General features: G+C 63.7%; 2 protein-coding genes. One reads left to right on the top strand and one right to left on the bottom strand.

Features of this window, described 5'->3' with window-relative positions:
* Positions 1 to 399: restriction endonuclease (locus ACSFA3_RS25775; protein WP_435508154.1), on the top strand; the 399-nt coding region annotated here is incomplete at its 5' end.
* An 81-nt stretch (positions 400 to 480) separates the two neighbouring features.
* On the opposite strand, the gene ACSFA3_RS25770 is transcribed toward ACSFA3_RS25775, so the two are convergent.
* The coding region (locus ACSFA3_RS25770) for a ZIP family metal transporter (RefSeq protein ID WP_435508153.1) at positions 481 to 1,053 on the bottom strand (573 nt) is incomplete at its 5' end.

The raw sequence follows: 1,053 nt of genomic DNA, 5'->3' as shown, positions 1-1,053 counted from the left end.
GAATTTCTCGCATACGAACTCTTCAAGGAGATGGGTTATGAAGTCATTCACACCGGCAGGTCCGGAGACGGAGGCATCGACGTCCGTGCTTCCAAACGTCAAGCAGGCCAGCGTGAAGAGGTCCTCATACAGTGCAAGCTAGTGAAGGGCCGTATAGGGGTTGCGCCATTGCGCGAGCTGTTTGGCGTTGTAGAAACTCATCGCGCCAGCCGATGCGTGCTCATGACCAACGCTGAATTCACCCAGGCAGCACTGCGCGAGACAGATATGCGAGGCCATCGCGTTGAGTTGCTTGGGTTCACCGCGTTGGATGGCTTACTCAATGAGCACTTCGGCTCTCGGTGGCCAGCACGACTCCCAGCACTGGTTTGGCGGGCCAACAAGCGCCGCCCCCACTGACAGCGCCAGTACAGGCTGGAATTCAAGCCACCGTTCCGATGCCACAGCCGATGCAACGGCATGACCATGCATCAGCCCTTTTTATGCCAGCGCCGTGTCCAGCAGCATCATCAACACGAACCCGATCATCAGCCCGCTCGTGGCAAAGGCTTCATGCCCCTTGCGGTGCGATTCGGGAATGATCTCGTGGCTGATCACGAACAGCATTGCGCCCGCCGCAAAGCCAAGCCCCCAGGGCAGCAGCATCGCCGAATGGCCGACCACGGCCGCGCCCAGCACCGCACCCAGCGGCTCCACCAGCCCCGAGGCCATGCCGATCAGCACCGCGAACATGCGGCTGTAGCCGGCGGCCAGCAGCGCCACCGCGACCACCAGGCCCTCGGGCACGTCCTGGATCGCGATGCCGGTGGCCAGTGCGTCGGCTCGCAGCCCGTTGTTGGCCGCATAGCCCACGCCGATTGCCAGGCCCTCGGGCACGTTGTGCAGTGCGATCGCGAACACGAAGAGCCAGGTGCGGCGCAGTTGCCTGGCGGCCTGGCCTTCGCGGCCCTTGATGAAGTGTTCGTGCGGCAGCACGCGGTCCATCAGCATCAGCACGATGCCCCCGAGCAGGATGGCGGAGCCGATCACCCCGCCCGCCGCCCAGTTGCCGCC

This window comes from Variovorax glucosi, assembly GCF_051216695.1.
In the GTDB taxonomy this organism is placed as follows: Bacteria; Pseudomonadota; Gammaproteobacteria; order Burkholderiales; family Burkholderiaceae_C; genus Variovorax.
This window is presented reverse-complemented; position numbering and strand designations above follow the sequence as displayed.